At 39.2% G+C, this 25861-nt stretch carries 24 protein-coding genes; 9 read left to right on the top strand and 15 right to left on the bottom strand.

What is annotated here, in order from left to right:
* Positions 1 to 167 precede the first annotated feature (167 nt).
* Genes HJC33_RS00600 through HJC33_RS00590 form a run of 3 tightly spaced genes read right to left on the bottom strand, consistent with a single transcriptional unit; the run spans position 168 to position 4360 of the window.
* Positions 168 to 614, bottom strand: coding sequence for a DoxX family membrane protein (locus tag HJC33_RS00600; protein WP_171656849.1), 447 nt, complete (start codon positions 612 to 614; stop codon positions 168 to 170).
* Between the two features lie 38 nt (positions 615 to 652).
* Positions 653 to 2191 (bottom strand): HmuY family protein, encoded by a 1539-nt coding sequence (locus HJC33_RS00595; RefSeq protein WP_171656848.1) that lies wholly within the window; start codon positions 2189 to 2191, stop codon positions 653 to 655.
* A 6-nt stretch (positions 2192 to 2197) separates the two neighbouring features.
* On the bottom strand, positions 2198 to 4360 hold the full coding sequence (locus HJC33_RS00590; RefSeq protein WP_171656847.1) for a TonB-dependent receptor plug domain-containing protein: 2163 nt from the start codon (positions 4358 to 4360) through the stop codon (positions 2198 to 2200).
* Positions 4361 to 4462: 102 nt separating this feature from the next.
* On the opposite strand from HJC33_RS00590, the gene HJC33_RS00585 reads away from it, so the two are divergent.
* Positions 4463 to 5389 carry a DUF6607 family protein gene (locus tag HJC33_RS00585; protein ID WP_171656846.1) on the top strand — a complete coding sequence of 309 codons (927 nt, stop codon included), beginning with the start codon at positions 4463 to 4465 and terminating at the stop codon, positions 5387 to 5389.
* Positions 5376 to 5900 carry an FMN-binding protein gene (locus HJC33_RS00580; protein WP_171656845.1) on the top strand — a complete coding sequence of 175 codons (525 nt, stop codon included), beginning with the start codon at positions 5376 to 5378 and terminating at the stop codon, positions 5898 to 5900. Before HJC33_RS00585 ends, HJC33_RS00580 begins: the two co-directional genes overlap by 14 nt.
* 60 nt (positions 5901 to 5960) lie before the next feature.
* Here HJC33_RS00580 and HJC33_RS00575 read toward each other — a convergent pair whose 3' ends face one another.
* The 4 genes from HJC33_RS00575 to HJC33_RS00560 form a co-directional block, all read right to left on the bottom strand.
* Positions 5961 to 6719, bottom strand: a complete 759-nt coding sequence (locus tag HJC33_RS00575) for a hypothetical protein (RefSeq protein WP_171656844.1) — start codon at positions 6717 to 6719, stop codon at positions 5961 to 5963.
* Between the two features lie 81 nt (positions 6720 to 6800).
* Entirely contained in the window at positions 6801 to 7655 is an 855-nt protein-coding gene (locus HJC33_RS00570; protein ID WP_171656843.1) for a helix-turn-helix transcriptional regulator, read from the bottom strand.
* Positions 7656 to 7812: 157 nt separating this feature from the next.
* Entirely contained in the window at positions 7813 to 8697 is an 885-nt protein-coding gene (locus HJC33_RS00565; protein ID WP_171656842.1) for an SDR family oxidoreductase, read from the bottom strand.
* Between the two features lie 51 nt (positions 8698 to 8748).
* Positions 8749 to 9333: a TetR/AcrR family transcriptional regulator gene (locus HJC33_RS00560; RefSeq protein WP_171656841.1), complete on the bottom strand. Its 585-nt coding sequence runs from the start codon at positions 9331 to 9333 to the stop codon at positions 8749 to 8751.
* A gap of 203 nt (positions 9334 to 9536) precedes the next feature.
* Here HJC33_RS00560 and HJC33_RS00555 point away from each other — a divergent pair, with 203 nt between their 5' ends.
* Complete coding sequence (locus HJC33_RS00555; protein ID WP_171656840.1) at positions 9537 to 10394, top strand: helix-turn-helix transcriptional regulator; 858 nt, start codon at positions 9537 to 9539, stop codon at positions 10392 to 10394.
* On the opposite strand, the gene HJC33_RS00550 is transcribed toward HJC33_RS00555, so the two are convergent.
* Positions 10384 to 11448: an adenylate/guanylate cyclase domain-containing protein gene (locus HJC33_RS00550; protein WP_171656839.1), complete on the bottom strand. Its 1065-nt coding sequence runs from the start codon at positions 11446 to 11448 to the stop codon at positions 10384 to 10386. The genes HJC33_RS00555 and HJC33_RS00550 overlap by 11 nt on opposite strands.
* Before the next feature lie 104 nt (positions 11449 to 11552).
* On the opposite strand from HJC33_RS00550, the gene HJC33_RS00545 reads away from it, so the two are divergent.
* The 4 genes from HJC33_RS00545 (at position 11553) to HJC33_RS00530 (ending at position 15630) form a co-directional block, all read left to right on the top strand.
* Positions 11553 to 11960: a DUF5367 family protein gene (locus HJC33_RS00545; RefSeq protein ID WP_171656838.1), complete on the top strand. Its 408-nt coding sequence runs from the start codon at positions 11553 to 11555 to the stop codon at positions 11958 to 11960.
* 7 nt (positions 11961 to 11967) lie between these two features.
* On the top strand, positions 11968 to 12459 hold the full coding sequence (locus HJC33_RS00540) for an anthrone oxygenase family protein (protein ID WP_171656837.1): 492 nt from the start codon (positions 11968 to 11970) through the stop codon (positions 12457 to 12459).
* A 27-nt stretch (positions 12460 to 12486) separates the two neighbouring features.
* Positions 12487 to 13323: an NmrA family NAD(P)-binding protein gene (locus HJC33_RS00535; protein ID WP_171656836.1), complete on the top strand. Its 837-nt coding sequence runs from the start codon at positions 12487 to 12489 to the stop codon at positions 13321 to 13323.
* A gap of 567 nt (positions 13324 to 13890) precedes the next feature.
* On the top strand, positions 13891 to 15630 hold the full coding sequence (locus tag HJC33_RS00530; RefSeq protein ID WP_171656835.1) for an alkaline phosphatase D family protein: 1740 nt from the start codon (positions 13891 to 13893) through the stop codon (positions 15628 to 15630).
* Between the two features lie 59 nt (positions 15631 to 15689).
* Here HJC33_RS00530 and HJC33_RS00525 read toward each other — a convergent pair whose 3' ends face one another.
* From HJC33_RS00525 to HJC33_RS00515, 3 genes are all read right to left on the bottom strand, one after another.
* Complete coding sequence (locus tag HJC33_RS00525; RefSeq protein WP_171656834.1) at positions 15690 to 16136, bottom strand: hypothetical protein; 447 nt, start codon at positions 16134 to 16136, stop codon at positions 15690 to 15692.
* A gap of 101 nt (positions 16137 to 16237) precedes the next feature.
* Complete coding sequence (locus HJC33_RS00520; protein ID WP_171656833.1) at positions 16238 to 16429, bottom strand: hypothetical protein; 192 nt, start codon at positions 16427 to 16429, stop codon at positions 16238 to 16240.
* A gap of 175 nt (positions 16430 to 16604) precedes the next feature.
* Complete coding sequence (locus HJC33_RS00515) at positions 16605 to 19103, bottom strand: zinc-dependent metalloprotease (RefSeq protein WP_171656832.1); 2499 nt, start codon at positions 19101 to 19103, stop codon at positions 16605 to 16607.
* 268 nt (positions 19104 to 19371) lie between these two features.
* On the opposite strand from HJC33_RS00515, the gene HJC33_RS00510 reads away from it, so the two are divergent.
* Both HJC33_RS00510 and HJC33_RS00505 read left to right on the top strand, forming a co-directional pair.
* Entirely contained in the window at positions 19372 to 20112 is a 741-nt protein-coding gene (locus HJC33_RS00510; protein ID WP_171656831.1) for a hypothetical protein, read from the top strand.
* Between the two features lie 357 nt (positions 20113 to 20469).
* A complete protein-coding gene (locus HJC33_RS00505) occupies positions 20470 to 20772 on the top strand; it encodes a hypothetical protein (RefSeq protein WP_171656830.1) in 303 nt (100 codons plus the stop codon).
* Between the two features lie 84 nt (positions 20773 to 20856).
* On the opposite strand, the gene HJC33_RS00500 is transcribed toward HJC33_RS00505, so the two are convergent.
* The 4 genes from HJC33_RS00500 to HJC33_RS00485 form a co-directional block, all read right to left on the bottom strand.
* The gene (locus HJC33_RS00500) at positions 20857 to 22287 is read right to left on the bottom strand and encodes an SLC13 family permease (protein ID WP_171656829.1); all 1431 of its coding nucleotides are present in this window, start codon (positions 22285 to 22287) and stop codon (positions 20857 to 20859) included.
* Positions 22288 to 22333: 46 nt separating this feature from the next.
* The gene (gene lysS / locus HJC33_RS00495) at positions 22334 to 24025 is read right to left on the bottom strand and encodes a lysine--tRNA ligase (RefSeq protein WP_171656828.1); all 1692 of its coding nucleotides are present in this window, start codon (positions 24023 to 24025) and stop codon (positions 22334 to 22336) included.
* Positions 24026 to 24089: 64 nt separating this feature from the next.
* A complete protein-coding gene (locus HJC33_RS00490; RefSeq protein ID WP_171656827.1) occupies positions 24090 to 24632 on the bottom strand; it encodes a TlpA family protein disulfide reductase in 543 nt (180 codons plus the stop codon).
* Positions 24633 to 24728: 96 nt separating this feature from the next.
* Complete coding sequence (locus HJC33_RS00485) at positions 24729 to 25778, bottom strand: response regulator transcription factor (RefSeq protein ID WP_171656826.1); 1050 nt, start codon at positions 25776 to 25778, stop codon at positions 24729 to 24731.
* Positions 25779 to 25861: the final 83 nt, after the last annotated feature.

The following is a 25861-nucleotide window of genomic DNA, read 5'->3' as shown; positions in this document are numbered from 1 at the left end:
GGTCAAATAATAAGTAGCGATAATTTAGGAGAATTATTGTTTTTAAATTAAGAAATTTCTCATCTCCAAAATGGAAAACACACTTTTGATTTGAGATATATTAAAAAACGGGGCAATTTGCCCCGTTTTCCTTTCAAACTCACTTCAAGTAACCTTAAAAACTAAAACTAAAAGGGTTTGATCCAAAGCAAATGCCTCCACTTGCTTTTTTCATTAAGTACCAATAATATATTGATCAAGAACAGGGCAGCGGTCTGCAATAGTTCACTGAGTTCATCTCCTTCCAAAAATAAATGGAACAAAAAAATGTGCAGGGTGATGGGCAGTAAGAACACGGCACCTATAAAACTGGTTCCTTGTAGCAATACCAACAGGCCAAATAACAGTTCACAAATTCCCAGTACTTGCCAAAAGTATCCGGTTTGCTTGGCACCACTAATGTACAGTATCTTCTGAAGGGTGCTTTCCTTTTCTGGCGATGAGAATTTTTCCACCTTTTCCACTACTTCAACTGGAGAGGGGATAGGTTTTTGGAATTTCTGGATACCTCCGTAGACCATCATCCCGCCCAAAATGAGGCGAAGGATGACTAGAATTATATTTTTTATCTGCATGTACTTGAAGTTTTGGATTAGCGATTATGAAATGCTAATTAAAGTCGTTCATAGGTAAACTGTGCATTACCACGTTCTCCTTCATTACTTACATAGGCTGTGAACATCATTTTATAGTAGTTGCCCGCAGCGTCTTTTAGCACATAATATCTATCGTCTTTAAGTACTCCTCCAAAAGCATCTCTCCAACCACTCGCAATAATTGCTCTGTCATCATAAACAAACGAGGATTCTTCTACATTTTCACGTGCAAAATCAGTATAAGATGGAACGTCAAATTCGGTGACAACGTCACCCACTTCTTCATAAGTAGTAACTTGATATAGTCCTACACCACCTAACGTGTTGTGGACAGTATAATCTGAATAAGTCAACCCTGCCAAAGTAGGGCCTTGATAACCATAATAAGAGAAAACACCGCTAAAGTTAACATCCCACTGTTCTGCTGCTGGCTCTACACTTACACTTTCCCCATTAGTCAGGCTAAAAGCAGTTAGGTTGTAAGTATCATCTTTGGGAATGGTTACCTCTGAAATAGTAGTGGTTTCATCCAAAGCAGCATATTGAATGGTATATTCATTGCCATCAGTCAAAATACGAACTTTCATAAAGCCTCTATGGTCTCCTGTAATATCAATACTACCGGGGTCTGCAGCTTCAGTAGGGATGGAGTTGCCTAGTCCAACAATGTAAACATTATTGTCTTCGGCAGTAGTGGAAATTTCAGCAAAAGCAGTTCCATCCAAATCACCTTCTTTATTATCAGTAAATACAATGTTTTCTGATAAGTTACCATATTGGAAATAACCTACTGGAAGTCCTTGGGTCAATTCAGCAACTGTATTTACAGTTACAGGGGTTGATTGGAAAGTCATGGGATCCAAAGTGTTAAGCTCTAAAGGTTCTGTTAGTTCGGTGCTTTCTGTGACCGAAAGGAGATCAGTAATGCCAGATAGCTCTGCGGCAGACACTAATAAAGATGCATTTAGATATATGCGGTTTTGTGTTCCATTATAAAGAGCAATTTCCCAAGTGTCTCTCTGAACAGCTGTTTGTACCCCGGTACTGAAATCGAAATACACTTGGTTGGGCATATTTGAGCCACCTGTTTCCAAATCTATAATACCACTCAGTGCAGCAATGGGAGAGAAACTAACAGTAGATGAACTTACGGACCCTGTACTCCAATCGGTAACGTCAAACCCATCTATGGAAAAAGTCACAGATTTGGTATTTCCTTCAATAGGATCTAATATTTTGGTAAAAGTGATGGTGGCGCTCAGGTCTCCCTCAGCAACTGGTACAGCAATTGTCCCTGAGTTACCAGCCGGAGAAGTAGAAAAGTCGGTGCCGTATACGGTGTTTTCACCTTCAAAGGAAACATTGATGGTGCCAGTTTGGGTGGCTGCCCTTGAAAAATTCAAGGTGATTTCCTTTGTAGTGTCCTCTTCAGTAGTGCTGATGGTTGCTGAGCTAAAGCTAACTGTAAAATCAATCAGCTCTTCTGAATCGTCGCTACTACAGGAATTCAGAGCTATCAAAAATAAGGTTGCGTATAAATAAGATAACTTTTTCATTGGTTTTTAATTAAAGTTTAAATTGTATAAGAGTTTTAAGTAATATGATCTACCATTACCAAATAGCCTACTTGAACCTGCAGAGGAACCATGTGCACCAGTGGGCACATCAGAAGCATTTACGGTAACAATATCGAAGATATTTCTAGCGCCAAGGGTGATTGCCATATCCTTGGTTACATTGGTTTTTATAGAAGCGTCCATCCAAGTGAAATCATCTGTTCGCCCTACAACAAGCCCATCAGTGCCTTCTAATAGCACTTGTGTTCTCCCGCTATATTTTAGTTGAGCGGATACTATGGTGTTCAAAGAAGGTATAGTGTAACCTAAATTGGACTGAAGGTTAAAACTCCACAGATAATCAGTGTTACTTTCTGAGGATTCATTTATGGAAGTTGATTCTCCCATGTAAGTGGCTCCAAGTCCTACTTGCCATTGCCCTATTCTTAGACTGTTCTCCCAAGAAAATCCAAGTATTCTAGAGTAATCCACATTGTCAAAAGTGAATAGACTTCTGTCGTTCTCATCTGTGGTTGCAACACTTGCAATTTTATCCTGAATGTCAAAATAGTAGGATTTTATGGCTGATTTCAACAATCCATTTTCCTTGATTTTAAACTTGTTTTCTAGATTTAGGAAAATGGAAATACCATCTTCAGGCTGAAGTTCTGGGTTCCCTTGTACATTGTGATTGGCATCGACAAAATAGAAGAACAATTCCTCAAAGTTTGGGGCTCTAAAAGCCGACCCAAATACTGCTTTTAGTTTTAAAGTATTTGTGAAATCATAGGTGGATGACAAGGACCAAATCAATTTATTGCCAAATTGGGTGTTGTTGGTGAATCGAGCACCAGGATAGAATGATAGTTTATCCGTTAGGTTAAAGTCCATCACTCCGAAAAAATCATAGTTTTCCAGTGTGTTTTCTACTACATCTGTGGAGTATTCACCAGTGGCTATGGCATCAAAACCGGTTTGTCGAGTAAATTCATAGCCCAGCTGAAGGTTATAGAATTCAGATTTGGGGACTATATTCGACACAAAACCTTTCGAATATAAGATATCACTGGATTGACTGAGGTCATCTGCAATGAACGATTCTATTCCTCGTTGTAAGATGTTGTATACGTATTGCTGAAAATATCTTTTTTGGGTTTGGTAAGAGAAAGACAAGTTATAAGTGGTTAACCCTTTTACAGGCCCGGAAATATTTAAATTATTGACTAAACGGTCGGTGTCATAAATTTCGTCCAATGCCGTTGGGTTGACCAGTCCAGTTCCTGAGTCCAACCTTCCGGTAACATTACGGTCATACACATTAACAGACTCATCAAAATACTGCAGTTTGTAAAAGATGTTGTGTTTTCCAAGAGTAGCATTAAGGTTACCAAAAGCGGTGAGTTGTTCTTTTGGATTCCATTCCGTTCCTCTAAGCCCATCATTAACTACTGCATTATCTTGAATGTTTACGTAATCCTTGCCTTTATAAGTATTGTAAAATCCAGCATAATCATTTCTTGATGCACCAACGGAGTAGCCAATTTTATCATTTATTTGATTACTGACCTTAAAATTTTGGATGTGTCGTCCACGATTGAATAATGAAAATTCATTCCCTACTGTTTCTTCTTGTACTGAAACCTGAACCTGCCATGCATAATCACCTTCCAGACCTCTTTTGGTTACAATATTGATAACCCCGGCTACTGCATTATCCCCATAAAGGACACCCATGGATCCCTCTACAATTTCTATACGCTCTACATCTTCTAGATTGATTTGGGTAATGTCAATGTTATTACCAACCCCATTATCACTGGCCATGGGGATACCATCAATAAGAATTTTTACATATTGGGCATCCAAACCGAACATAGTAACAGTTGACCTCCCCGTAGAAGCATCTGGAGTGATGGTGATGTTGAGGTTGTAATTAAGGATATCGGCTAGGTTATTACCGGCAACTTTTGCAATGTCCTGCTTGTCCACTACACCAACAGCAAACAACTTTTTGCTTAAAGACATCACTTTGCTTTCGCCAGTTAGGATAACTTCATCCAATTCATTTATATGTATGGAATCCTTGGGAAAAGAATTTTCTTGCGCGTATGTGCAATGCCCTACAAATGTGAGGAGTACAACAATGAAATAATTCTTATTTAGACTCATTATGAATTAAAAAGTGAGCAAATATATTGTTTATTTTAATTGAATCTAAATAAATTTAATATTTTTGTATCTCAATTTTTGAACACGATTAACAACACCATTATGAAAAAATCAATTCTTTCCATAGCCTTAGTTGCGATGGGAGCTTTTATGGCTAACGCCCAAAACAAACACGAACAGGATAGAAAGGCCATCTTGGACATGTGCGGTTGCTACGATATAACTTTTAAGTATACCGAGACCTTTGCTCCTGAAATAGATTACGAGAAGAAAATGGATTACACCGCAGGTGCTTTAGAACTGGCTCTTCCCATTGCGGATGAAAATGATAAAATATCCATTCAGCATTTATTGGTGGTGAATGATACTATGGTAATCAAGCACTGGAGACAGGATTGGTTGTATGAAAACCAGAATGTTTTTTACTATGACAAGGACAACAATTGGGTTTTTAAACAATTACCGAAAGATGCCGTAAAAGGACAGTGGACACAAAAAGTTTATCAAGTGGATGATAGTCCTCGTTACTCAGGTTCCGCCACTTGGGTTCATTTTGATGGCAAACATTACTGGGAGAACAAAACAGATTCTCCACTTCCAAGAAGGGAGTATACCAAAAGAAGCGATTACAATGTGATGAAGCGTGGAAATCGCCAAGAAATTACTTCTTATGGTTGGGTTCATGAGCAGGATAATGATAAAGTTATCCGTAAAGATGGTAAAGAGGATGTATTGTTAGCACAGGAAAAAGGTATGAATGTCTATACCAAAGTAGATGACAGCAAATGTCAAGTTGCTTTAGATTGGTGGAAAGCACACAAGGATTTTTGGGCCAATGTGAGAACTTCTTGGGATACAGTTTATGATAGAAAGGGTGATTTAACCTTGTTGAAGAAAGTAGATGACAAGCCTATGTTCATGCACTTTTATCCATTGGAGAAAATGAACGCAGATACCTCAAAGATTACTGAACTTCTAGGCAAATTTGTTGCTGATAAAGAGGAAAATTCTGGTGTTGAAGGCAAATAAAAATATAATTTTAGGTTTGGCCGTGATTTTCACGGCCTTCTTTTTCTTTGGATTTACCAATACACCCAAGATATCCCCAAAACTTCAAGAAAAACTGAACAATGCTGTGCAGACCACTTTTGAAGTTGAAGGTTTTGAATTGCAACCTCTTGAGTTGAATCTTGGAGAAGACAGTTTGTTCAAGATTCAACTGGAATCCGAAGTATTGGGGTATGCCTATTTGGGAAAAGCACCCAGTATGAAGGATATATTTGACTACGTGGTGCTTTTTGACCCAGAATTGGATGTGAAAAAAGCCAAGGTTTTGATTTATCGTGAAAACCATGGTCGTCAAATTGGAAGCCAGCGCTGGTTAAAACAGTTTATAGGCAAAAAACCGGGAGATACTATTGAGTACGGCAATGATGTAGATGCAATTTCTGGGGCTACCATCTCAGCAAAATCCATGACCCAAGCGGTAGGTAAGGTGCTCACCCAGATGAAAGAATTAAAAGCAAAGGGTTTACTTTAAATTAATACAATGAAAAACGGGGCAATTTGCCCCATTTTTTGTTCCAACAAATTGATTGTCCTATTGCAGAGCCTCTCCGATGATGAAAACCAAGTTCTTCAAACTGGCATCACGTTTTGGAAAAAGAGCCTGCATTCTTGGGTCACTTACCATATTTTGCATTCCCTCTGGACTATCAAAATAGAATCTATGGATTTCGCTGGGCTGCTCCACCAAATCGTTAGCTGCGCCAAAAGGAATCAGAAAACGCTCAAAATGGGTGCCGAACTCGGGAATGATTTCGCATGCTGCGTTATGGTATTCTGTAAACTGCTCTTGGTATTGTTTTCCTTCTTTGTAATAGATTAAGGCTACACCATAGGTTTTAGTAGCGTCGCCTATTTCTCGGAAAAACTTAAAATCAGGATCGTTATTGGTCACAAATCCAAACATTTTTTCCACGGAAGTGGCCAAATAATCCTGTTTCAGTTTTAGGAATTCAGGATCCTTGTCAAAAGCTTCCTTGGCAGCTTGGTTGGGATAGACCGCAAAGTGAATTTCATCCGGTAGGTCCAGTTCGCCCACGGCAACCATTTGTGGTTTGATGACACGCTCTATTTTAGCACCATATTTTTCCAATAGAACGTTGCCTCTGCTACGGAGCATTTCAAAATCTTTTTCTTTTCCATCTTTGATGTAAAAAAATCCGGTGTTGATGATCAACTCATCCTTTTTTTCAACTGTTTCCATGTTTTTTGCCTTTGAATTTTTAGAAATGATAAATCCGCTCAATACCGCTACTCCCAGCAGTAATAAACTAAGTGTGATTGTTTGTTTCATAATACACTGATTATTAGTAGTTTTGAACAATGATGCAAAGTTCTCTCAGTGCCATGGAAATCTTTTTGATGTGGAGTTCAACTATTTATCTGATAAGCTCAATCTGTACTGCGAAGGTGAAATTTGATAGCTTTCCTTGAATTTTTTAGAGAAATGATTGATGGTTTTAAATCCACATGAAAATGCAATATCTCCAATGGATTTGTCGGATATGGCCAAAAGATTTTTAGATTTTTCCAACCGTCTTGAAAGAATATATTGAAGTGGGGGATGACCGTATGTGGCCTTAAATTTTCGCTTGAAGGAAGAAATACTCATATGGTTGAGTTGGGCAAGTTCATTGATTGAAATTTCAGAAAATAAGTGGGATTCTATGGTAGATTTAAAATCCACGGTGCGTTTCGTGAATAAGTTTTCCAAAATTTGGAGCACCTTTGGAGCATTTTGGGTCTGCATCAACAAAAGAATGATTTCCTTGGTCTTTAATATGAGGATGTCCTTGTTGACCAAATGCGGATTGGCAAAGTAGAAAAGAATATCTTCCACATATTTGTCCACAGGGATTGAAGCTTCCATCAAGGCCATGTTGGAGACAGAAGGTTTAGTATTGGAGTTCACCAAAAAACTTGGAATGTCATTGGCATAAATTTTTTTGAGTACTTCTGGATGAAAATGCACGGCTACAGCCTGGTATTTGCCCGTTTTTTTGTCTGGTAGCATCTGTCCGACATAATTTCCACATTTCATCAACACGGATTGCCTGGTATTTATTGTGATGAATTCGTCTTCAGAAATGGAATTGTAGCCTCCTTCTTTTATATGTAGGAAGCAGGCTTCATTGTTCATGGGATTGGGTACCTTGAATGGAGGTTGAATGGTCGCTGTCTCAAACAGTAACTTCCCAAAAAGATCAATACGTTTATATTCCAACATCATTGGGTGGTCTCTTTGTAAGATGAAATAGGAAACAAGTGGGGCGCGAAGCCCCACTTCCTCACAAATAAAACATCGCATTCGAACCTATCACAAAAGAATGCACCATCCAAAGCCAAAACCTAGCGATTTTTGGCTCTATTTCATTTGCGTTCTGGTTTCAGTTTTGTGCTACCTGCAGCAAGTTCCCCATTTGCAGTGCTTCACTTACCAATGCATCTTGGATGGGCTGTGTCTTGGCATTGTATTCCACGGTACCATAATCAATTCCAGATACGGTTCTGATAGGTCGATCACCTTTGGGCATCTCAATGAGGTTTAAGATGTCATCCGCAACCAATTGAGGATCTAATGCATCTTCCGTTTCATAAAAACTTTCAAAATTTTTGAGCATTGCCAAGGGGACATCCTTATATTCGCCATAACCCTCTAAAGCATTCTGGTCGGCTTCTTTGGGTCCTGTGAACAACAAATTAGTACCAAAAGGACCTGGCTCAACAATGCTGACTTCCACACCAAATGGAGCTAGTTCATAGCTTAGGGATTGCGAGTAAGCTTCAACGGCATGCTTGCTTGCACAATACACTCCGAAATAAGGGAAGGCCAATCTGCCCGCCAACGATGTGGTATTGATGATAAGTCCGTTCCCTGCTTTACGCATGTGTGGCGTTACTGCTTTAACCATTCTTGCAATGCCAAAAAAGTTCACATCAAACTGTTTTTGTATTTGCTCCAAACTATAAGCTTCGGTAATACCTACGAACATGACCCCGGCATTGTTGACCAAGACATCAATTTTTCCGTCTTGGGCCACGATATGGGCAATAGCTTGATCCACGGAGGCAGAGTCGGTCACATCCAGTTCCAATACGTTAAGGAGTAAGTTATCATCCTTTGCCAATTGTTCCAATTCTTCTTTTTTTCCTGCGTTCTTTCCGTTGGGGCTTCGCATGGTAGCCCATACTTTATGACCTTGTTTGGCGGCTGATATTGCCGTTAAATATCCAAAGCCACTGCTTGTTCCTGTGATTACAATGTTTTTCATAATAAATGTGATTTAAAGTAGACCAGTCGTCTACTAAATAAATAAAAAAAATTAGATTAACAACTCATTTGTAAATTCTATAAAGAGGGAGAGTGGTTTTTCACTTTTTTGTGATTTCATTCTTAAAATTGCCCCTTCCCAATTGTTCAATATATAGCTGGCCAGTTTTCTGGAGTCGGATTGATTTCCAATACTTCCATCCCTTTGACCTTCTTGGATACATTCCTCAAACAAATCTTCCCAACGTTTCAACTCGTTGGAAACCCCAAAAGCATAACTTGCCTTCACATCACTAAGTTCCAAACTGCAATTCCCCAACAAACATCCCTCTGTAAATTGTTTTTGAACGTAAACTGATTTGATATCCTTGAAAAAACCCATAAAACGCTCTTTTGGATTTTTGCTCTTGTCCCTGAGGTAAGAAGCAACCAATGTATAGGATTCGTTGCCATAATTCTTGATGACTTGTAACCCGAAATCTTCTTTACTTTTAAAATAGTAGTAAAAAGAACCTTTGGGAATATCCGCTGCACTCAAAATCTCATTGAGTCCCACATTATTGAAACCTTTTTGTATGATAAGATTGCCTCCTATGGTTAAAATACGATGTAAAGTTGATTCTTTTGCTGTTTCCATATTTATATTAGACCAGTCGTCTACAAAAATAGATGTTTTTTTCTTACCTCAAAAAACTATTTTCATTTTACGGAATTTTTAGCAATTTGCCTTTGATGTGATATATCGGTCTCGAAGTGTTGGTAAAAAAGAATCCAGGTGAATTTTTGGGGTTGAAGGATCAATTCAAAATGTTTAATTTTAAATAGTTAATAAGAATTGGGATGGTTCGTGAGTTATTGAATATCAATGATTTTATCGTGTTGGTTGAGGAAGCTAACTCTAATCAGGTAACCATTGATACCTGTGCCTTTGATGAGCCGGTCATTGCTGTTGCATTTTATGGATCTGGAAATGTGGATTTAGCTGTAAAATACAAAGGAAAACGGAAAGATTACGAACACAGTAAGGGTTTGGCACTTTCCTTTTATGCGGATGCAGAAGTTAATTTTGAACATACTGTTTCGGCGGACAAACCGCTGGAATGTATTTTGATTGCAACGTCACCTTCCAACCTTGCCCAGTTGCCCAATGAAGAAGGCGAGTTATTTGCCCAGATGTTGGAACAATTGGTAAACCCTTCGGATCACTACGTGGAGGGTCCTAAGTTTTATATGACACCTGAAATGGAATCCATCGTTAATCAAATTTTTCATAACACGTATGAAGGGAAGACCAAAATGATGTTTTTCAGAAGTCAGGTCACCGCATTGCTTTCGCACTTTTTTGGGCAGTTGGCAGCCATGGAAAAGCAACCCGTAAAACAATCAGAACGTGAGAAGTTGTTCTATGCTAAAGAAATTCTTTCCAGTAATTTAGAGAACCCTCCATCATTATCTGAACTTTCTAAACAGATCGGACTCAACAGTTTTAAACTGAAGAAGAATTTTAAGGAGCTTTTTGGGGTTCCAGTATTCAAATACCTTCAGAATGAACGAATGACCAAGGCGCACGAGCTTATTCGTAATCAAGAAGCTACAGTACAAGAAGCAGCTTGGCATGTGGGTTATGACAGTTTAAGCTCTTTCTCCAATGCCTTTGCCAAAAAATATGGTTTTAGGCCAAGTGAAATCAGGAGTTAATTCCATTTTGATGTACAGCAGAAATACCAACTTTGCCTTTTTTCCCTTTTAAAGGGACACTGCCTTTGGTTGTAAATTGAAATTTATCGGTTTTCAATTTTGATTTGAGGAAATCGGACAATAACAACTCACTTTCTAGGGTGTTGCATTGCCCCTGTATTCGTGCTGCGGTATTTATGGTGTCCCCGTGGTAGGCAATCTCCTTTTTATATTTTCCAACCTCAGTTACGGTAACAATGCCCGCATGCATCCCAGCTTTAAAAATAGGTTGGCAACCGTATTTTTCTTCGTAATAATTTTTTTTATGCCCCAGTTGCTTTTTAAACTCGTAAAACGTGGCTAGACAATTTTGATTTTTTAACCCATCCCTCATTTTCCAGGTCAAGACAGCTTCATCACCAACATATTGATAGATTTCAGCATCATCTGAAACCGCAATGCCTAGATCGTTAAAGCAGTCCTGTATCAATCTACTGTATTCAACGTGGCCTAACTTTTCAGCTAGTGGAGTGGAAGATTTTAAATCTAAAAACATAAAAATACGTTCCTCTTCACGTGGAGTGTAAAATTTACCAAGCAGTAGACCTCTTAAATTACCTTCACCCAGCATTAAATTTACTTGTCTGGTAACCGTAAGAAAGAAATCAACAGAAAGCATGTAAAAATAAATGGCCCCACTTCCTCTATCAAAAGCAAAGTTGATGATACCTAAATTGGTCCCAAAAAGCAATTGATATATACTATAGGCCGCAAAAACCATGAATACGATGAAAATGATAATGTAAACAAACCGAATCAATATCAGTTTATAGATGGACATGAACTTGTATATGCGCTCTTCAATAATTATCTGTGCCAGTCCAGAGACCAACCCTAATACAGGGCCAAGGGTAAAGGCAATGAGCATACTGGAAGCGAAATCGAATTCTAGACTGCCCAATTCTTTTGTGCCAACACCTCTAACAATGCTCAAAAACACACAGCCCAATGTCCAGCCAACAATATAGAATCTAAGAATGCGCCACCTGCGGATATTTATGAGGGTAAATGCCATGATGACCAAAGTTATCCTTTTCGAACAAATCTTCCTCCGTTTTGAACAAATGCCTGCATAGTTCGTAAAGTAGTTTTGTCCTGTAATCATTAAAAACAGGTGAAATGAAAACAATAAGAGCACTTTTAATCGGAACCTTGGTTTGGGTTCTTGGGGTTTCAGCCTTTTCGACCATTTATGAGTTGCCGTTAATGGAAGATCGTTATTTACAGGCCAACATTGGTTTAGCTTTGGTTGTACCTCCATTGGTATGGATGGGTGCTTGGCTTTACTATAAGAAAGTAGAACCCATGCATGGGGTAAAATTGGGGCTTTTAATGCTTCTTACCAGTGCCACTTTTGATGCATTGATCACGGTTCCCGTGTTGATCGCTCCTTTTGGAGGAAGTTATGCCAGCTTTTTTGGTTCTGCTGATTTTTGGCTGATTGCCTTTGAGTTTGTGTTGGTTGCCGTCCTGTATTGGTATATAAAAGTTCGTCCACGCCGTAAAGTATCATTAACCCATTCATAATAGTATCATGGAAATCAGTTTTGGAAATATAATCTTGGTTCTGGCAATTGTTTTGACAGGAATGACATCTGGACTTTGTTTTACGTGGGGCAATGCCGTGACCCCAGGGATTGGAAATCTTGACGACTTGGCTTATCTAAGATCTTTTCAACAAATGAACCGGAGCATATTAAACCCGACCTTCTTTGTGGTGTTTTTTGGCCCCGTATTTATGTCCTTCTTAAGTGCATTTGCAAATAAATCAGGATACGGTAGTGTGTTTTGGTTGAGTTTGATTGCAGCTACAATTTATCTGATAGGAGTGGCATTGGTCACCATATTTGGCAATGTTCCTTTGAATGAAATACTGGATAGAACAAATCTTTTAAATAGTGGAACCGAAGAGTTAAAAAATCTTCGCAAACAATTTGAGGAACCTTGGAACCGCTTTCACGGAATCAGAACCATAACATCAACCATTGCATTTGGATTATTGGCTATAGCAGCCATCATTAAATAAAATAGTAACATCAAAAATTTAAAAATCATGAAAAATAACATTTTAGTTTTGGGAGGTACTGGAAAAACAGGCCGCAGAATTGCAGAGCGATTGACATCTTTAGGGCACAATGTGCGAATTGGTAGCCGTGGGACCAACCCTTCCTTTGACTGGGACAGACCAGAAACTTGGTCAACAGCTTTGGAAGGAATGGATAAGGTTTATATCACATTTCAACCTGATTTGGCTGTGCCGGGAGCCTTGGAAGCCATTGAGGGATTGATTAAAGAAGCTAAAAGACATGGCATACAAAAAGTAGTTCTTCTTTCAGGAAAAGGTGAGCGAGAAGCGGAACTTTGTGAGCAAGTGGTTATCAATTCTGATTTGGAGTATACCATTGTACGAGCTAGTTGGTTCAATCAAAACTTTAGCGAGAGCTTTTTTCTAGAGCCAATTCTCCATGGCTTCGTGGCATTGCCACACGCAGATGTAAAAGTTCCTTATGTGGATGCAGACGATATTGCTGATGTAGCTGTGGAAGCTTTGTTGAAGGAAGAGCACAATGGAGAAATTTACGAGCTTACAGGATCCAGATTATTGACCTTTAAAGAAGTTGTGGAGGAAATTGCACAAGCTTCAGGTAGGGAAATAGCCTTTACACCTATATCGCTTCCGGCTTACGTTAAAATTATGGAAGAACAGGGGGTGCCAGCGGATTATGTTTGGTTGATCAATTATTTATTTTCTGAAGTATTGACCAATCCAGAAAACCAAATTATAAAACATGATATTGAAAAGGTTTTGGGTAGAAAACCCATCGATTTTTCAGATTATGTAAAGCGGACCGTGGCCACTGGGGTTTGGAACCCTGTGGTTGAGGCATAAATTAAATTCAATCAAAAAACGATCAAATAGGGCAGGCCATTGGTCTGCCTTTTTTAGAGTAGTTGTAGCAAGTGTAGGTAAAATATTCCAAATTTGATTTTTTGAGTGCCTCAAAACTTTTTCCTGAGTTGACAAATGCCTCTCCATTGGATTCAGTTGTTTTTTGGGCAGCGTATGTTTTTTTACCTAATCCAATAGCTATTCTAACATCTATATTCCGAAACTGTTTGATGCATGCCTTAATATAAATACTCGCTTCCAAATTGGGTTAATGCCGTTATCAGAATGGGCAACCACTCAGAGGCGTTGTATTGTGTAGAGTTTTTGATGTCGCCGGTTGTGCAACCATTAAGTTGATTTTAGATATTTTCTAAAAAGTAGATATTTTAAATAATCTGTTTGTTTACTGATAAATAAAGATATTCAAGTAATTCTGGTTGTTAAGACACTATGAAGACTTAACATAAAGCCCAAAAAACGTCTCAAGCTTAATTTTCTGGTAATATACAGCTAACCAAAAAGGTACCTATTGGTCTTAGTTTTCAGTGTAACCTTAGAACATTAAAAATGGAAAGAAAAACTGAAACAAGAAGAGCCTTCTTGGCTAAATCCATATTGGCCTCAGGAGGTGTTATTTTAAGTTCACAATTAGCAGCTTGCGAGCATTTAGATGATTTTTTTGGAGATGGTCCCAAAGATGGGATTCCAAGATTCTTGCACGGAGTGGGTAGCTTCGATCCAATTGCCACAGCAGTTATGATTTGGACTCGTTTTACTCCTACGACTTCCGAAGTTGGGGATTACATCAAAATCAATTGGCAGGTGGCCACTGATAAAGACTTTAAGCGTATTGTGAAAAAAGGAACGTGTTATGCTTCTGCCGAGAATGATTTTACCATAGTACAGGACGTGACCGGACTGGAACCCAACGGTAAATACTACTATAGATTTATGCAGTTGGATTTAAGGGAGAGATCGGTAATAGGAGAGACCATCACACTGCCACAAGCTAATGATGCTTTGGATAATTTAAAATTGGCCATCTGTTCCTGTAGTAATTTCCCAGCGGGGTTGTTCAATGTTTATGATGCGATAGCCAATAGTGATGCGGATGTGGTCCTTCACCTCGGTGACTATATTTATGAGTATCAAGTTGGAGGTTATGGCACCAATGAAAATACTGCTTCCTTAGGACGTGAACATGACCCATCCAATGAAATTTTGACCTTGGAAGATTATCGCTTGCGATACAGGCAATATAGAACAGATGAAGGTTTGCAATTGGCACATCAGAAAAAACCATTTATAGTGGTATGGGATGATCATGAGATTACCAATGACGCTTATAAGGATGGAGCTGAAAACCATGATGCATCCGAAGGGGATTATCAAGCCCGTTTGCAACGAGCCATCCAAGTACATAGCGAATACCTTCCTGTGCGCACTGATCAACAAGGAATAATTTATAGGAATTTTGAATTTGGAAACTTAGTTAATCTGGTCATGTTGGATACGAGAATTGTAGGGAGGGACCAACAGTTGAGTTTCACAGGTTTTTTTAATGCAGATGGAAGTTTTGATTTTGCTGGATTCTCAACTGCATTATTGGACCCTTCCAGAAGATTGATGGGAGCTGAACAACTGGCATGGACCGCTGGGGCTGTAGGAGGTAGTTCTGCAAAATGGCAGGTATTGGGGCAACAGGTATTGATGGGTAAAATGTTGGTGCCAGCTGAATTGTTGATTTTGATTGGGCAGGTAGCAGGAGGAGATACCTCCCCTGAAACTTTGGCAGCATTGCAAACCGCAATAACAGAGCTTTCCACTCTTAAAGCTAGAGCATTGGCCGGTGACCCAACTTTGACTGATGCAGATTTAGCGCGTTTGGGAGCTCAAGTTCCCTATAATTTGGATGCATGGGATGGTTATTTTGTTGAGCGTGAGCAATTGTTTGCATTACTTAAAGGAAAAAACACGGTGGTTTTTGCAGGAGATACACATAATGCTTGGCATAATGTATTAACTGATAGTAATGGTGACAAGGTTGGTGAAGAATTTGCATGCCCATCTGTTACTTCACCAGGTTTTGAAGGAATTTTTGGTACTGATCCAACCACTATTGCAGGAATTCAACAAGCATTTGCATTATTGATAGATGGTCTTCAATATTTTGATGCTGCACAACGAGGTTATGTATTGGCAGAATTTAGCCATGGATCGGCTCAGGCCTCTTATAGGTTTGTTGACAATATAGCATCTTCGGTGTATACAGAAACAGAAGGTTTCAATACTACGTTTACAGTTTAGAATTATAAAAAAGAAGCCGCGTACATGGCTGGCGCGGCTTCTAAAATCAACAAAAAACACTATCCTCTTCTTCCCTTCTCCTGCATTTTCTTTTTGCTATACATAGCTTTCCTATGTTTCATTTTTTTCCAAGTTTGGTATTGTTCATCAGATAATACCTCTTTCATTTTTTGTTGATGGGCAATTTGACGGTCCAAACGTGCATTTTCCATTTCAAATCGCTCATCAGGTGTAGGTTTTGTCCATTCCCCACCTTCTTTTTTGACTTTAACTTCTTCCCATTTGCTTTTTCGAGCTTCTGCATCTTCCAAACTAATTTGCATAATCTGGTTTTGTTGTGCTTGACTCAAATCAAGGGCTAATGTTAATTTTTTGGTATGAAGGGTTGCCATTTGTTCAGCGGTCATATCCATTTTTTCGACTTCCCGCATTTGGCGTCCTTCATGTCTTTGTGCCATGACCCCTACTGTGGTCAAAAGCATCAATGCTACTGCTAATCGTTTCATATGTTTATTATTAAATGATTTGGTTATTGGACATGACTTGTGACCAATGGTTTAACCATCATTCAAGGTTTATGAAGCTTTTAACAGAGGATTGTAGAAGACTACTTTTGGTCCTCTTCAAAATCATTTTGGGTTTCTTCCAAAAGTTCGTCAACATCCTCATAATCAGCTTCAACGAAAGTTTTGGAATCTAATTGATTTGTGAAGTTTTCTTGCTCTTCTATACCATAATAGAATAGACAGGCGGCAAAAAAGCAGGCAAAATAGATAAGGCTTTTTGTTTTGTAGGTCATGATTTTGAGATTTGGGACTACTAAATTAGGGAAACCATTTTTTAATCCCCATCATATGTTGCGAAACGTTCATTTTTAGATGTGAAGGGGATGAAATGTATGGTATAATCGACAAAATGCATGGTCTTCTGAAAAACCTGCTTAACATGAAGTAAAAACCTACAAAAAAGAATACTTATTTTGGATTCAAAATGGCATCTATACGTTCCAACGCGTCCTGAAGGTGATACCTGCTCATGGTATCTGAAATTCTCCCAAGACCGTTTCTGATATCTCTTTTAAGATTGTTAAGTTCTGCTCGTGCCACAGAACGAATGTCAGATTGACTTGTGTTGACCACTGTGGATTTTCTGTAACCTCCAAAATCTGATAATTTTTTCTGATTTTCCGCAGTCATTAAGTATTCGAGGCGATCAATATGGGCTTTTTGCAAATTTCTTCGGTATGTATCTATGGTTTTACCATTGCGTAGTTCTGACCATAGACCCTGACGTAGGTCACGCGTCATTTGCAATAACCCGTAGGCATCATTTCCGTTGATGGTTTCATTTTCAATGATTCTTGCCATTTTGCCCAAATGAAGAATGTTGTTCAAATATCGGACCTGAACTGCCCTGATTCGTTCCACGGAACCAGAATATTGTACTTTATTAAAAATTTCTTGGTCTATCAACCATTCAGGTGTTGCAAAAAGTTGCTCCTGCATAAAGGTCATACAGTTTTTTTGATGGTCCTTGTCCACATGGGTATATACGGCCCCTTCTTGATCTGCAGTTTTATGGTACTCATAAACACCTCCAATATTATTGGAAACATGTCCCATATAGCGTTGAAACTGACCTATCACTTGGCCATATAAAGTTTCAAGGTCATCATAGTTTTTGCCATCCTCTGTGGTCCACTCCATCAGATTTGGGACTATACGTTTTAAATTTTCAATACCATATATACTAGCTTTAATGGCATTATCCCCTAAATCTTCGGTTTGTGAGCTGGGGTCATGTATATCTCCTATCTGTTGGTGTCCAAATCGGTACATAGGGTCATTTTCATGAGCACGTATCCAACTGTTCAAAATAGGTTTTTCTTCCTCTGCTGATACATCCAATATGGGTTTATAGCCCCATCTGATGGAATATTTATCGTACAAGCCAATATTGGGCATCAAAGCTACCCCATCATCACCCGGCTGTGCCACATAGTTGAATCTTGCATAATCCATGATGGATGGAGCGGTGCCATATTTTTGGGTAAAACTTGCAGACCTGAGTGAATCCACAGGATATGCTACACTACTTCCCATATTATGTGGAAGACCGAGGGTGTGGCCCACTTCATGCGAAGACACAAACCGAATCAAACGTCCCATAATTTCATCTTTGAATGCTACATTACGTGCATTAGGGTTGATGGTAGCTGTTTGTACAAAAAACCAGTTTCGCAACAAAGTCATTACATTATGATACCAATTGATATCGGATTCCAAAATTTCACCACTCCTAGGATCGCTTACATGGGGGCCGTTGGCATTGGGAATGGGGGAAGCTAAGTAGCGGACCACCGAATACCTTACATCTTCTGGCGACCATTCGGGATTTTCCTCAGGAGTAGGCGGGTCTTTGGCAATAATGGCATTTTTAAAGCCAGCTGCTTCGAAGGCCACTTGCCAATCTTCTATACCTTGTTTTATATAAGGAACCCACTTTTTAGGCGTAGCTCTATCTACATAATATATGATAGGTTTTTTGGGTTCCACCAGTTCACCAGCTTTATATTTTTCAATATCCTCTTCTTTGACCTCCAAACGCCAACGGTCCAAATACCTAATCGTTTTGCTTTCCTGGGCATCTAAACCATAATCTACTTGACCTCTGGCAAACCATCCCACACGCTCATCAAAGTACCTACGTTTCATAGGTTCCTTGGGCAACAGAATCATAGAATTATTAATTTCTATGGAAATAGAGCCCGTACTGGCATTGCTTGGGGGTTCTTTGGCTATGTAGGTTTTTACATGACGTGCTTCAATATTTAAGGGATAACTTTTTAGGGACTCAATATAGCTTCGTTCCCCATCTAAACGGCTCACTTTGTAACGTTTTCTATGCCCATCTGGCATACCAATGGCATTCACATCCTTTGAAAACAATGGATCTACTTCTATGACTGTAGCAGGATTGAGGGAGTCCTTTTTGTTGAGGGCCTTTATGTTGAAGGCAAAAAGAACGGGTTCAAAATTGGAATTGACCACTGCCTCATGAACAGGTAATGAATCAGCGGCAACATTTCCGTAAGAAACTACACGTAACAAGACCTTTTTTGGTTTTTTCTCCCAACGCAATACCTGCGTGTTGATTTTACCTCCACCAAAACCAATTCCAGTGGCAGTCTTTGAAATTCTGCTCACCATTAACATTTCCCTATTAAATAAGGAATCGGGAATTTCATAGAAATATTTGTCATCAACTTGGTGCACACTAAAAAGACCATTATCTGTTTTGGCCTCTTTGGTAATCACTTTTTCATAAGGTTGAATATCCCCTTTTTTGGGTTTAGAATCTTTTTTTTGTTCAGCAGTGTTTTTTTTCTTTTTGAAAAGTTGTGCTTGGGCGGGTTGAAAAGTTCCTATGAAAATGATGAAACAAATATATCTGAAGAGCTGTTTTTTGATCATTTTTTAGTCGGTTTGTGCATTCTGGTAGAACCAAAGAACTTAAAAAACATGAAAATTGACTGTTAAATAATTATTAACACTCAATTTTTTATGAAAACCACTAACCTTTGGGAGTCCTGAATTTTACTGATGGTTTCCGTTGAAACCCCACCTATAGCTGGGCTGAGAAAGATTCTAATTTTTATAAAAATTTCAAAATAGGTGTAACAAAAGAATATTTGGCCAGTCTTATAAGCATACAATATCAATCAAAAAATTCAATCAAAAAATGAACAAGTTATTAATGATTTACGGATGTGTTCTCTTAGGTAGTTCCGCCGTAGCAAACGATCAACAAAGTACGCTGGAGGAGGGCTTACAGACCGCCCCGCAAACAACCATCAGTACGTTTGAGAACGAAATTACTGCATTGACTATCAATGCAGAGGGTAGTACAGAAACCTTCAATCTTTATAATGATATAAGTGGAGGATTCTATGAGTTGAATTTAGATGAAATAGAGTTCATTGAGGATGACTCGGAGTTGGATCTTGGGTTTAATACTTCCGAATATCTTCCCGAGGGTTTTAATCCCTATGAACCTTATTTTGATTTGAATTCCATTATATATCTAGAAAACGAAGTTGAATTGGAACCAGGTTTTGAAACCGAGGCATATTTGCCCGAAGGTTTTGACGCTTACACTGAAATAGTGGACGTTCACGGGCTGAACTTTGTGGAAGAGGAAGACATGGAATTGGGTTTTAATACAGCAGATTATCTTCCAGAAGGGTTTTCTCCATATGAGCCTTATGTGGATTTGAATGCAATTCCATATATAGAGGAAGAAGTGGAATTTGAATTGGGTCTAGATAGCAGCTATACACTGCCAAAAGGATTTGATCCATACACTGATGTTTTGGAAGTTGCATCTTTCAACTACATAGAAAGTGAAGAAATAGATTTGGGTTTTGATACCTCAGCGCATCTCCCTGAAAATTTTGATCCGTACGTAGGGTCAATTAAGTAGTAGGATGTTTTAGTTTTCATTTTACAAATTTTGAGTTAGTTAGTTAAAAAGCCCTCTTTGAGGGCTTTTTTTATTGGGATTCATCTCTTTTTTTGAATGAACTGGCCTGCCTGCTTCAGATTAACAAAAAAATAACACCGATAATCATAAAATGTAAATGTTAAAAAAACCGTTTTAACAGTATCAATCTGACAAGGTTTGCTACTGGAAGCTATAGGTTTTACAATGAAAAGCACAAAGTGTTAAAAATCTGTCTTTTGACCTATTTTACTAGGTTCGTTAACGAAAAACTAATTGTAATAATCTTAGGAATTTGTGGTTATACCTTTGTATTGTAAATCAAGTAAAGCGGCAATCATGAAACAACGAAATCTAATAATGGCAATGCTGGTAGGAACCATGATGGTAACCATAACCAAGGCCAACGAAAAAGAAATGTCCCTTGAGGAATTTGATATTAATAAAGTAGAATTTATTGAAGACGACCAATCTTTGGATTTAGGGTTTGATACTGCAGAATACCTTCCAGAAAATTTTGATCCTTACCAAGGTAAGTTTTCAGTATCTGCCATCAATTTTATTGATGAGTGTGAAGAAATCGAATTAGGATTTGAGACGATGGAATTCCTTCCATCAGACTTTGACCCCTATACAAGTTAAGTTAGTTGAGTTAGTTTTTTACATTTTTTTGAGTTAGTTTGTCAAGGGCCCCAGCTTTTATGGAAGTTGGGGCCTTTTGTATTTTTAGAACAGTAAAGGCAGTACAAACTGGAAGACCAAAATCAATAGGACCACGGAAATGAGGTTCAAAATAACCCCGACCCTGGCCATTTGTGAGACCCTTACATGGCCACTGGCAAAGACTATAGCGTTGGGGGGAGTAGCCATCGGTAACATAAAGGCACAACTACTAGCTATGGTAACGGGTATTAGCAAATAGAGAATGGGAATATCCAGACCTATGGCTATACCGGCTACAACAGGTGCCAAAACAGCCACAAGTGCCACATTGCTCATCAATTCTGTCATAAACAACATTAGGAGGATAAGCAAAGAAGCTGTAAAAAGAACACTGATTTCACTATTTGCAATAGCATTGGCAACAATATCTACAATACCGCTTGAAGACATCCCTTTGGCTAGTGCAAGTCCTCCCCCAAAAAGAATGAGTATACCCCATGCCAGTTTAGAAGTATCTCCCCATCGAATGATAAAATCCCCTTTTTTCAAGTTGTATGGGACAGCAAATAAGGCTATGGCGGCAAAAATACTGATCATGGTATCCGATAGCCCAAGACCGGGAAAAATATTGTTGATCAACGTTCTAAAGATCCAAAGGAATACGGTGACCCCAAAAATGACCAAGACCAACTTTTCCTTCCCTGAAGTTGGCCCCAATTTGTAAAGTTCTGTTTGTATGACCTCTTTGGATGCATTGAATTGTAAGTCCCGATTAGGAAACATCCATTTGACCAAAACCAGATAACTGATTCCGATTAGAATGATGGAAAGGGGTAGTCCCAATGTCATCCATTTTAAAAAAGAAATCTCAGTATTGTATTCATTTTCCAAGAGTCCGATCAAAACAGAATTTGGAGGTGTTCCAATTACAGTTGCAATACCACCTGCATTTGCCGAAAAGGCTATGCCCAACATGACACTTAGTGCAAAGTTTCTATCGTTTTTGGTAAATCCATCCTCGTCATTGATCAATAAATTAATTACCGATAAAGCAATTGGTAGCATAACCACAGTGCTTGCCGTATTACTGATCCACATGCTTAGTGAGCCAGTGGCAATCATAAAACCCAGTATGACCTTGTTTGGCGTGGTGCCCGTAAGTTTAATAATGTTCAATGCAATGCGCTTGTGAAGATTCACCTTCTCCAAGGCGAGGGCCATGACAAATCCACCGAAGAACAAAAACACAATGGGACTGCCATAATTGGCGCCTACCTCCGCAATGGGCAACACTTTTAAAATTGGGAATAGGAGCAGGGGCAATAGTGCAGTGACCGAAATGGAAACGGCCTCTGTAATCCACCATATGAGCATCCAAACTGCTACGGCAATTACAGGGTCTCCTTTTTCTGAAATGAGTTCTATCGGTAAGCTAACGAGAAGTAGAAATATGACAGGGCCCAATAGCAGCCCTAGTTTTTTGCTTAGTTCCATTGGGTTCTAAGCTATAATTTTTTATGAAAATTTAAAAATTTTCGAATTATTGTTTCAACAGGGCGATGAGCCCCTCTTCATTTTTTTCTACTGCGAGTAAGCCCAATTTTGATAAGTTCTTTGTGCTCTTGTCCCATTTTTTGCCACTCAGGCTAGCTTTTGCCTTGAGGTCGGCCAAGGGCATTTCACCAATAGGCTTAAGAATATCCATGATAATTTTTTCCTCTTCAGTAAGCTCTACCTGCTTTTTCTCTGGTCGCATCTGTGGGAAGAACAACACCTCTTGAATGGAGGAATTGTTCGTCATCAACATTACCAAACGATCTATGCCAATTCCGATGCCAGAAGTTGGCGGCATACCATATTCCAGGGCACGTAGAAAATCCTGATCAATGAACATGGCCTCGTCATCCCCTTTCTCTGAAAGTCGCAATTGATCCTCAAAACGTTCCCGTTGATCTATGGGGTCGTTAAGCTCAGAATAGGCATTGGCCAATTCTTTGCCGTTTACCATCAATTCAAAACGCTCCGTAAGGGCAGGGTTGCTTCGGTGTTCTTTGGTCAAAGGGCTCATTTCCTTGGGATAGTCCGTAATGAAGGTGGGTTGAATGTAATGGTGCTCACATTTTTCCCCGAAAATTTCATCAATGAGTTTTCCCACGCCCATGGTTTCGTCCACCTCAATATCCAGTTTTTGGGCCACTTCGCGGAGTTGGTTTTCATCCATTCCGGCCACATCATATCCTGTATGGATTTTTATGGCTTCCAAAATTGGAACTCTTGGGTAAGGTGCCTTGAATTCAATTTCATGGTCACCGACCTGTACTTTGGTGCTTCCGGTGGCATCAATGGCCACTTTTTCCAAAAGTGCTTCGGTGGTATCCATCATCCAGTGGTAATCTTTGTAGGCTACATAAAGTTCCATTACCGTAAATTCTGGATTATGGGTACGATCCATACCTTCGTTCCGGAAATCTTTGGAAAATTCGTAGACTCCGTCAAATCCACCAACAATCAATCTTTTTAGATATAATTCATTGGCAATTCTCAAGTACAACGGGATGTTCAATGCATTGTGATGGGTCAAAAAAGGACGGGCCGCAGCTCCGCCTGGAATGGGTTGCAAAATTGGAGTTTCCACCTCCAAGTATCCTCTTTCATTATAAAACTCACGAATACTATTAGTAATCTTCGTCCTTTTAATGAAAGTATCCTTCACGGATGGGTTGACCACCAAATCCACATAACGCTGACGATAGCGAAGTTCTGGGTCATTGAACTCATCATAGGTGTTTCCTTCCGCATCTACCTTCGGTAGTGGCAAAGGACGCAACGCCTTGCTCAACAAGGTGAAATTTTTGACCATAACGGTTTTTTCACCAACTTGGGTGGTGAAAAGCTCACCTTCCACACCGATAAAATCCCCAATATCCAGCAATTTTTTGTAGACTTCGTTGTAGTGGGTCTTATCCTCACCCGGACAAATTTCATCTCTATTGAAATAGACCTGAATACGACCTTCACTGTCTTGCAACTCGGCAAAAGAGGCCTTGCCCTGAATTCTACGCGACATCAATCTACCGGAAATCACCACCTTTTTACCCTCTTCAAAACTGTCCTTGATGCTCTTGGAAGTAGCATCAACTGGATATAACGGTGCGGGATACGGGTTGATTCCCATTTCCCTGAGTTTGGCCAATTTTTCCCTTCGAACGATTTCCTGTTCCGATAGTTGCATAGTCTAATAAAAATTAAAGCGCAAAATTACACTTTTGCGCTTTAATTCCTTGTCTTGGATAACCTTATTGCATATAATTGGCCGTATACGCCTTGTTATTCACAATTTGAAGGATATCTTCCTCCAAAGATTCAATAGGACTTTCCACAATGCGGTTGACTTCTTTTCCATTTTTATAAAAGAGCATAGAGGGTACCCTTATGATGTTCAAACCTTTTTCTTCAAAGGTGGGGCTGGTCTTTACTTTTCCTTTTCTGCGGTCTAGGGCTACAATTTCAATATGGTCCATTGGGAAATTGGCCGCTTTCAAGATTTTTAGGAACCGGGGGACCTCCCTTTTGCTGTCCCCGCACCAAGTGCCCAAAAACAATTTAATATAATGCCCTTTTAAGGATTGTTCAAAAAGGGAAACCATTGTTTTGTCCACGGCATAGGATTCAAAATTGGGTTGGAACCAAGTCTTGTAGGGTTCGCTTTCCAGTCCTTCCAAATTGATTTTTCCCAACAGAAACTTTTTGCCATTTTCCAATTGGATTTCTTGATTGAAGGTTTGTGCGTAAGATAGTGATGTGCATAAAAATAAAAATGTCGCTAAAATGGATTTCATGATTTTCAGTTTAAAAGTTGCAACCGAAAATGGCCCAAAATCAGACTGAAAATGGATTTTGTAGGATGGAAATAGGGACTAGACCGGGGTTGATTTTTAATTTTTGAAGAGGCCAACGATTTCTTCACGGGATGAAACCTCCAGTTTTTTGTACAAGTTATTGATGTGCGTCTTTACCGTGCTATGACTCACAAAAAGGTCAGCGGCAATTTCCTTGTTGCTTTTATCTTGAAGAATATACCGTACAATTTTTTGCTCTTGTGGAGTGAGTTTCTGGAACTGTGCATCGGTTTTGGCCTTCAGGGAAGCTTTCCTGTTGACCAAAAAATAAATGTTCCCTGTCAATGAAAGGAGTAAAAGTGCCGCTAAAACCCATTTCCAATCCCACGATTTGGATTGGTTAAAGGAAGCTAATTGTTGATCCGTACTGATTTCGGCTTCATATTGCTGGGTGAATTCTGTGTTGGGATACGTTGTTTGCAGTCGATTTAGCAACTCTTGGTAATATGTGTTGTTTGGGACATCCTTAAGGTAGAAACCATAGGTTTCGTTGTGTTTGTCCGATAGAAAATCATATATATAAAGATCGACCAAGGGCTCATTGGAGGCCTTTCCAAAATCGTGAAGGGCGGAAAACCATTTTTCCAGATTGAGTTTTTTATTGGTTTCACTGGGGAAATCCATAAAGTCGACCACCATTTCCTCTTTCAGCAAGTCCACTTCCAGCAATAAAGAAGATTTGGGGTTGGTAGAAGTGATGGTACAAAGGGATTGGTCTTCAAAAGATGTGGGAAATTGAATGGTATCCCGATTGTTGGCAATGAAAAGCACGCTTTTACTGTGGTCGCACTGCCCCAAAAAATGCCCGGCACCAAAATCCTCGGCACAGCCATCCAAATGAATGCGGTACATACGGTTCCCTTCCAAGAGATTGTCCCCATCAAACTGAAAAAAACCAAGGGAATCCACTTGCGTCTTCCGAACAATTTGATTGAGATAAATACGTGATGATTTTCGGTAATCTTCGACCAGGGACAGATAAATCGCCTTTCCTGCATTGCTCTGGGATACCTCTCCGGAGAAACTGTACTGCCCAAAAAGGGTCGCAGTGTTCAAGATCAGAATCAAAAAGAAGCAAATCCGCATAAATAGATAATATTCCAAATAAAAATAAAGGTTTTTGTAACAAATTTGCTTTTTCTGGGACTTATAAAGTGTCATCGATCAAA

It is taken from the genome of Flagellimonas amphidinii (assembly GCF_013090115.1).
Classification (GTDB): domain Bacteria; phylum Bacteroidota; class Bacteroidia; order Flavobacteriales; family Flavobacteriaceae; genus Flagellimonas; species Flagellimonas amphidinii.
This window is presented reverse-complemented; position numbering and strand designations above follow the sequence as displayed.

Excerpts from the sequence above, each read along its gene's own strand:
- HJC33_RS00560 (WP_171656841.1), bottom strand. The coding sequence starts at position 9,333 with ATGGAAACAGCAAAAGAATCAACTTTACATCGTATTTTAACCATAGGA.
- HJC33_RS00510 (WP_171656831.1), top strand. The coding sequence starts at position 19,372 with ATGAACAAGTTATTAATGATTTACGGATGTGTTCTCTTAGGTAGTTCC.
- HJC33_RS00505 (WP_171656830.1), top strand. The coding sequence starts at position 20,470 with ATGAAACAACGAAATCTAATAATGGCAATGCTGGTAGGAACCATGATG.
- HJC33_RS00570 (WP_171656843.1), bottom strand. The coding sequence starts at position 7,655 with ATGATGTTGGAATATAAACGTATTGATCTTTTTGGGAAGTTACTGTTT.
- HJC33_RS00500 (WP_171656829.1), bottom strand. The coding sequence starts at position 22,287 with ATGGAACTAAGCAAAAAACTAGGGCTGCTATTGGGCCCTGTCATATTT.
- HJC33_RS00550 (WP_171656839.1), bottom strand. The coding sequence starts at position 11,448 with ATGGCATTTACCCTCATAAATATCCGCAGGTGGCGCATTCTTAGATTC.
- HJC33_RS00585 (WP_171656846.1), top strand. The coding sequence starts at position 4,463 with ATGAAAAAATCAATTCTTTCCATAGCCTTAGTTGCGATGGGAGCTTTT.
- HJC33_RS00545 (WP_171656838.1), top strand. The coding sequence starts at position 11,553 with ATGAAAACAATAAGAGCACTTTTAATCGGAACCTTGGTTTGGGTTCTT.
- HJC33_RS00485 (WP_171656826.1), bottom strand. The coding sequence starts at position 25,778 with ATGCGGATTTGCTTCTTTTTGATTCTGATCTTGAACACTGCGACCCTT.
- HJC33_RS00520 (WP_171656833.1), bottom strand. The coding sequence starts at position 16,429 with ATGACCTACAAAACAAAAAGCCTTATCTATTTTGCCTGCTTTTTTGCC.
- HJC33_RS00600 (WP_171656849.1), bottom strand. The coding sequence starts at position 614 with ATGCAGATAAAAAATATAATTCTAGTCATCCTTCGCCTCATTTTGGGC.
- HJC33_RS00535 (WP_171656836.1), top strand. The coding sequence starts at position 12,487 with ATGAAAAATAACATTTTAGTTTTGGGAGGTACTGGAAAAACAGGCCGC.
- HJC33_RS00530 (WP_171656835.1), top strand. The coding sequence starts at position 13,891 with ATGGAAAGAAAAACTGAAACAAGAAGAGCCTTCTTGGCTAAATCCATA.
- HJC33_RS00590 (WP_171656847.1), bottom strand. The coding sequence starts at position 4,360 with ATGAGTCTAAATAAGAATTATTTCATTGTTGTACTCCTCACATTTGTA.
- HJC33_RS00555 (WP_171656840.1), top strand. The coding sequence starts at position 9,537 with ATGGTTCGTGAGTTATTGAATATCAATGATTTTATCGTGTTGGTTGAG.
- HJC33_RS00575 (WP_171656844.1), bottom strand. The coding sequence starts at position 6,719 with ATGAAACAAACAATCACACTTAGTTTATTACTGCTGGGAGTAGCGGTA.
- HJC33_RS00595 (WP_171656848.1), bottom strand. The coding sequence starts at position 2,191 with ATGAAAAAGTTATCTTATTTATACGCAACCTTATTTTTGATAGCTCTG.
- HJC33_RS00490 (WP_171656827.1), bottom strand. The coding sequence starts at position 24,632 with ATGAAATCCATTTTAGCGACATTTTTATTTTTATGCACATCACTATCT.
- HJC33_RS00565 (WP_171656842.1), bottom strand. The coding sequence starts at position 8,697 with ATGAAAAACATTGTAATCACAGGAACAAGCAGTGGCTTTGGATATTTA.
- HJC33_RS00515 (WP_171656832.1), bottom strand. The coding sequence starts at position 19,103 with ATGATCAAAAAACAGCTCTTCAGATATATTTGTTTCATCATTTTCATA.
- lysS (WP_171656828.1), bottom strand. The coding sequence starts at position 24,025 with ATGCAACTATCGGAACAGGAAATCGTTCGAAGGGAAAAATTGGCCAAA.
- HJC33_RS00525 (WP_171656834.1), bottom strand. The coding sequence starts at position 16,136 with ATGAAACGATTAGCAGTAGCATTGATGCTTTTGACCACAGTAGGGGTC.
- HJC33_RS00540 (WP_171656837.1), top strand. The coding sequence starts at position 11,968 with ATGGAAATCAGTTTTGGAAATATAATCTTGGTTCTGGCAATTGTTTTG.